General features: G+C 66.1%; 6 protein-coding genes and 1 pseudogene. 5 read left to right on the top strand and 2 right to left on the bottom strand.

All coding sequences use genetic code 11. The features are described 5' to 3' along the window. Positions 1-86 precede the first annotated feature (86 nt). On the top strand, positions 87-1,322 hold the full coding sequence (locus tag V7E05_RS10725) for an alpha/beta hydrolase (protein WP_333619644.1): 1,236 nt from the start codon (positions 87-89) through the stop codon (positions 1,320-1,322). Here the strand turns inward: V7E05_RS10725 and V7E05_RS10720 are convergent. After that, positions 1,300-1,941, bottom strand: a complete 642-nt coding sequence (locus tag V7E05_RS10720; RefSeq protein ID WP_333619643.1) for a DJ-1/PfpI family protein — start codon at positions 1,939-1,941, stop codon at positions 1,300-1,302. The genes V7E05_RS10725 and V7E05_RS10720 overlap by 23 nt on opposite strands. A gap of 103 nt (positions 1,942-2,044) precedes the next feature. On the opposite strand from V7E05_RS10720, the gene V7E05_RS10715 reads away from it, so the two are divergent. Beyond that, positions 2,045-2,845 carry an SDR family oxidoreductase gene (locus V7E05_RS10715; RefSeq protein ID WP_333619642.1) on the top strand — a complete coding sequence of 267 codons (801 nt, stop codon included), beginning with the start codon at positions 2,045-2,047 and terminating at the stop codon, positions 2,843-2,845. A gap of 102 nt (positions 2,846-2,947) precedes the next feature. Then, complete coding sequence (locus V7E05_RS10710; protein WP_333619641.1) at positions 2,948-3,721, top strand: lysophospholipid acyltransferase family protein; 774 nt, start codon at positions 2,948-2,950, stop codon at positions 3,719-3,721. A 117-nt stretch (positions 3,722-3,838) separates the two neighbouring features. On the opposite strand, the gene V7E05_RS10705 is transcribed toward V7E05_RS10710, so the two are convergent. Next, a complete protein-coding gene (locus tag V7E05_RS10705; RefSeq protein ID WP_333619640.1) occupies positions 3,839-4,117 on the bottom strand; it encodes a hypothetical protein in 279 nt (92 codons plus the stop codon). 191 nt (positions 4,118-4,308) lie between these two features. Here V7E05_RS10705 and V7E05_RS10700 point away from each other — a divergent pair, with 191 nt between their 5' ends. Together V7E05_RS10700 and V7E05_RS10695 are read left to right on the top strand one after the other, a co-directional pair. Beyond that, positions 4,309-4,704, top strand: coding sequence for a GntR family transcriptional regulator (locus V7E05_RS10700; RefSeq protein ID WP_333619639.1), 396 nt, complete (start codon positions 4,309-4,311; stop codon positions 4,702-4,704). Positions 4,705-5,034: 330 nt separating this feature from the next. After that, a pseudogene (locus V7E05_RS10695) lies at positions 5,035-5,447 on the top strand (hypothetical protein); the annotation flags it as partial.

The raw sequence follows: 5,447 nt of genomic DNA, 5'->3' as shown, positions 1-5,447 counted from the left end.
CAACATCAACAACATTAGTTTACTATGAGCGTAACATTCACAACGCAACCGCTGTGCTGGAAAAACGTCCTCGCGAGGAGATAAGTATGAAGACATCGGCAATCCGGAAGGCCGCTTTCGCGACCGCGACGGTGGCGTCCGCGTCTTCCCTCCTCCTCGCCGGGGGCGGGGCGCAGGCATTCGCTGCCGACATGGAGAAGGCGCGCGAGACCGTCGACGCGCCGGTCGCCACGCAGGGCGCGAGCCCGGAAGCGCTGGCCACGAACGCCGCGGGGACGCTCGGCGGGATCAACCCCGACCAGCTCTCGCAGATCCTCGGCTCCTCGGGCGACCCGGCCTTCGCGGGCTCGACGATAATGGGCTCGGCCGACGCCCTCGGATTCTCTCCCGATCTCTTCGCCGGCGACTCTCCGCTGCCGCCGGCGCCGGACCCCTCGATCAAGGAGACCAAGGTCCTCAAGAAGACCGTCACGAACGGTCGCTACGAGCAGTGGGAGATCGCCTACGCGCCGATGCAGCGGGTCATCACCATCGAGATCTACCGCGCCCCGGGCGGCAACGCAGCGCCCAACCTCTATCTCCTCGACGGCGTCGGTTCCGAGCGCCCCAGCGGCTTCATGGTCTGGGGCGCCAAGAAGCAGTTCGAAAACGAGAACGTCAACCTCGTCATCCCCACCGGCGGTCAGGCGTCGATGTGGGCGGACTGGGAGAAGCAGGATCCGAAGCTCGGGATTTCCAAATGGGAGACCTTTATTACAGAAGACCTCCCCAAGCTGATATCCGGCGACGAAATCGCGCTCAAGCAGAACGGGAAGAACGGTATCGGCGGCATCTCCATGGGCGCCGCCTCCGCGTACTCGCTCGCCGTCCGCCACCCGGACAAGTACCAGGGAGTCTTCGGGGTCAGCGGCTGCTACACAACCGACGACTTCGGCCAGATCCTCACGCGCTACACCGTCGAGTCCCGCGGGGCGAACGTGAACAACATGTGGGGCACGCCGGGCAACGAGAATTGGCAGGCGCACGATGCGATCAGCCAGGCCGAGAAGCTCCGCGGCAAGGCGCTGTACCTCTCCTCCGCGACGGGCGCCGCGAAGGAGGGCGAGTTCGAGGCGTACGACCAGAACATCGGGAACTTCGTCGTCGGAGCCGCGCTCGAGCAGGCCTCCAACGTGTGCACGAACCGGATGCACGAGAAGCTCGATACGCTCGGCATCGAGCACCGCTTCGATCAGCTCCCGGCGGGTCTGCACAACTGGTCGCTGTTCACCCCGCAGATCCCGGTCGCGTGGAACACCATCAAGGGTGCCCTCGGCGCGTAGCCGCGGCGAATGCCTTGCTCTGTCGGACGTACTCCTCGTAGTTCGCGAGCGTGGGCGAGGCGTTGAGCTCGCGCCAGGCGTTCGCATATCCAGCGGGCAAGACTCCCGCGGCAACGAGGATCTCCGCAGTAAAGGGCACGGGCCGGAGCCCGGAAGCAGTCGTGACTCCGCCCGCCGTGACCGCCTCGCGGAACTCGTATAGCGAGGAGCCGGAGTAGCCGCTTTGTTCGAGGAACGACGGGTCGTTGCTCGTGTGAGGGATTGCGTCGAGCAGCCCAGCGCGCGCGATCCCGAAGGTGGCCCCGCAGATCGCGCCGAGAGGCACCCCGGCCTCGACGGCCCGCTTCGCGAGAGAAAGTACTTCGTCGTGCCCTTCGCCCCAGGTCTGCCCTCCCGGAAGGACGAGAGCGGCGGCGGAATCGAGATCGACCTCCGCAACAGTGGTCTCGGGAGTTATGGAGAGTCCGCCGAGCGTGCGGACCGGGGTGGCGGTCGCTCCTGCGAAGAGGACGCGGAAGCGGCCCGGGTGCACGGACTCGGCCCCGACGACTTCGGTGGTGAGGTAGGCGTATTCCCAGTCCGCCATGGTGTCCATGGCGTAGATGATGATGTTCTTCATGTCATGACCATATCGCCGAAATAGGACTGATCATGTCCGCGTTGGTCGGATATGGAAACTCGTGGCAGTCGGCGCCGTCCGGGCGCGGCGTAGCCTCGGGGCCATGCGTATCGCAGTTCTGGGAGCGACCGGTTCGATGGGCTCGCGGGTGGCTGAGGCCGTCCGCCGTCAGGGGCACGAGTGTGTTGCGGCGAGCCGCTCCAGCGGCGTCGACGCATACACGGGCGACGGGCTGCGCGAGGCGCTCGACGGAGTCGACGCCGTGATCGACTGCATGGACCTCATGACCACGAACGCCGAGAAAGGCCGGGACTTCTTCAGACAGGTCGCCGGCAATGTCCTCGATGCCGCGCGCTTGGCAGGAGTGCGGCGCGTGGTGTGTCTGTCGATCGCCGGGGTCGCCGACGGCGAGGTCAACAAGCGATTCGGGTACTACCAGGCGAAGGCCGAGCACGAGCGGACGTATCTCGAGGCAGCCGGCGGCGACGCTGTGCCAGAGGTGCGTGTGCTGCGCTCGGCCCAGTGGTTCGGCTTCCCTGCGCAGATGGCCGGCCAGCTCACCGCCGGGCCGATCGCGCTGGTCCCAACCATGGTCACCGCTCCCGTCTCTGAGGATCGGGTGGCCGAGCTGCTCGTCGAGCTCGCGGCCAGCGGGGCGGCTGCCGGCGCAAGTGACGGCGGCGATGAGCGGATCGTCTCGGTGCGCGGCCCCGAGATCGGCAAGCTGCGCGATTTCATCCGCCGCGAGCAAGACGCCGTCGGGGAGGTCGGCGGCAAGAAGCTGCGATTTGTTCTTGAGGCGCCGCTGTTCGGCCGCGCGGTCGCGCATGGCGGGCTCGTTCCCGACGAAGGGCTCGTCGACCAGGCGACTTTCGGGAGTTACCTCGACACGTTGCGGGAGTAGATCCGCTCTCGAGAACCGTTTCCGGGGACCGGGCATACTGGGTGCGTTGTCGTCTTCGACGCAGCAGGGAGTCGTCGGGACCTGTAAACGGAACAGGGAGAAATGCAGAACAAGACCTATTGGGTTCTCAAGAACATCGTCATCGGGCCTTTCCTGCGGGTGTACAACCGGCCGTTCGCACGAGGGATCGATAAGCTCCCCTCGGACGGCCCGGCGATGCTCGCGTCGAACCATCTCGCCGTGATGGATTCGTTCTACCTCCCGCTCCTGTCTCCCCGCCAGATCACTTTCCTCGCGAAGAAGGAGTACTTCACCGGCACCGGGTTCTCCGGGGCCGTGCAGAAGTGGTTCTTCACCTCCGTCGGCCAGGTCCCGATCGACAGGTCCGACAAGGAGTCGCAAAGCGCGGCGATGGCCACGGGCCTGCGGGTCCTCGAACGCGGCGATCTCCACGGGATGTACCCGGAGGGGACGCGCTCTCCCGATGGCCGCCTCTACCGGGGCAAGACCGGCGCGGCGCGGACCGCGCTCCAGGCGAATTCGCCGGTGTATCCCGTGGCAATGATCGACACCCACCTCGCCAACCCCATCGGGTCGTGGATTCCGCGCCCGCAGCGGTGCGGGCTCGTCGTCGGCGACCCCTTGTACCCCGATGATTTTCGCGATGCCGGCGACGAGTACGCGCAGGCGCGCGCGTTGACGGACGCGATCATGGAGCGCTTGGCCGAGCTCGGCGGGCAGGAGTACGTCAAGGACTTCTACGCCGCGGACGTCAAGAAGTCGCTCGATGCCGGGGACGGATACCCGGAAGGATCCGAGCCGGGGAAGGGAGTGGTCCTCGGCGACCCGGCCGCAGTGCGGCGCCGCGGCAAGTAGCGCGGAGCCCGTCGGCACCGGCCTGCCGTAGAGCGCTAGTCCGCTGCCCTCACATACCGATTCGCGTCGGCGCCCCAGCGAAAACGCTGGGGCGCCGACGCGATTTTGGTTCCTGGACTACGAGGGGCAGTTGGCGAGGTTCGTGATTTCCATGGAGAAGCACACGCCGAAGAACGCGGCGACCGAACCCACGACGATGGGTGTAGTCACGGACTGTCCGATGGGGGTAAGGGTGCCGTCTTCGTCGGAAAGGCCGGCGGCGGCGAGCGAGCCGTAAATGGGATTTCCCTCAGTCGGCTCCTGGGCGCCGGCGGTCCCGGCGGCACCGACGGTCAGGGCCGCCGCGACGGCAGTGGCTGCGGCGATGGAGGTCATTCGGCGTGCGGTGGTGCGCATGTTTTCTCCCGTGTTCGGTTCTCGAGTCCTGTCCACTTCTCTATCGGGCCCGCGTAAATAGATATTACGAATTCTCGCAGGGTTCCTCGCTTTTCCTTTCTCTTCGCATATATTCCGCAGACCCTTGGCTCCGTCCGCGTCCCATGGTTCATTAGTTGCGTAACTAACCAATCAACGACGGAGGTTCGGCGGTGGACGAGAGCAAGCCTCTGTTTGTGCAGATCGCCGAGCAGGTCGAGGACGCGCTCGTCGACGGCAGCTTCCCCGAAGACGGGAAAGCCCCCTCGACGAACGAGCTCGCATCGTTCCACCGCATCAACCCCGCTACCGCGGCGAAGGGAATCAACCTCCTCGTGGACAAGGGGATCCTCTACAAGCGTCGCGGCATCGGCATGTTCGTCGCGCCCGGCGCCCGCGAACTCGTCCTCGCCGAGCGGCGCGCAGCCTTCGCCGACCGCTACGTTCGGCCGCTCATCACCGAGGCCCGCACGCTCGGACTCGGACCGGACGACGTCATCTCGCTGATCCACACCGCCGCGTACGACACCGCGCACAAACCAGCGCCCCATTCGAACCAGCCGGGCTAGTGCCGGGCAGGAGAAGAGGAAGTACCGACATCGGCTCGGTCATCGATGCACGCCACCTCACCAAACGCTTCAAGAACTCCCTCGCCCTCGACGACGTGAGCTTCGACATCTAGGAGAACACGATCTACGGCTTCCTCGGCCGCAACGGCGCAGGTAAGACCACGGCCATGTCGATCCTCACGGCGCAGGACAGGCAGAGCAGCGGCGAGGTTCGCGTCTTCGGGGAGGGGCCATGCGAGAACCCCGCGGTGCTCAGCCGCATGTGCTTCGTCCGCGAGGGGCAGCGATACCCGGAGGACTTCACAGTCGAGGTCGCCCCGCTCCGCGAGCATGTTCTTCCCGAGCTGGGATGCGGAGCTCGCCGCCGAGCTCGTCGACGAGTTCCGGATCCCGGCGTGCAGCCGGATCAAGAAGCTCTCCCGCGGCCAGAACTCGGCTGTCGGGATCGGCATCGGCCTCGCCGCCCGCGCCGAGATCACCTTCTTCGACGAGCCCTCCATCTACTCCGCTCCGACCGTGCTGCGCGGCCGCCTCCGGAACGTCATCCGCCTCCAGTTCCTCAACCGCTGGGCGTTCATCTGGGTCGTGCTCATCGTCCTCTCCAGCTCGTGGTTCTTCTCGCTCGCCATCTACGGCGTGGTCCACGCGGCGGGCGTCGACGGCGACAAGATCGGCTACGGTGCCCAGGCGCCGCTGTGGTGCCTCCTCGTCCTCGGCATCCAGACGTTGGCCATCACGTGCGT

Origin of the sequence: Dietzia sp. (assembly GCF_036741115.1) — a bacterium.
Classification (GTDB): domain Bacteria; phylum Actinomycetota; class Actinomycetes; order Mycobacteriales; family Mycobacteriaceae; genus Dietzia.
The sequence above is the reverse complement of the archived record's forward strand: the minus strand, read 5'-3'. Positions and strand labels throughout refer to the sequence as shown.

Excerpts from the sequence above, each read along its gene's own strand:
- V7E05_RS10720 (WP_333619643.1), bottom strand. The coding sequence starts at position 1,941 with ATGAAGAACATCATCATCTACGCCATGGACACCATGGCGGACTGGGAA.
- V7E05_RS10705 (WP_333619640.1), bottom strand. The coding sequence starts at position 4,117 with ATGCGCACCACCGCACGCCGAATGACCTCCATCGCCGCAGCCACTGCC.
- V7E05_RS10710 (WP_333619641.1), top strand. The coding sequence starts at position 2,948 with ATGCAGAACAAGACCTATTGGGTTCTCAAGAACATCGTCATCGGGCCT.
- V7E05_RS10715 (WP_333619642.1), top strand. The coding sequence starts at position 2,045 with ATGCGTATCGCAGTTCTGGGAGCGACCGGTTCGATGGGCTCGCGGGTG.
- V7E05_RS10725 (WP_333619644.1), top strand. The coding sequence starts at position 87 with ATGAAGACATCGGCAATCCGGAAGGCCGCTTTCGCGACCGCGACGGTG.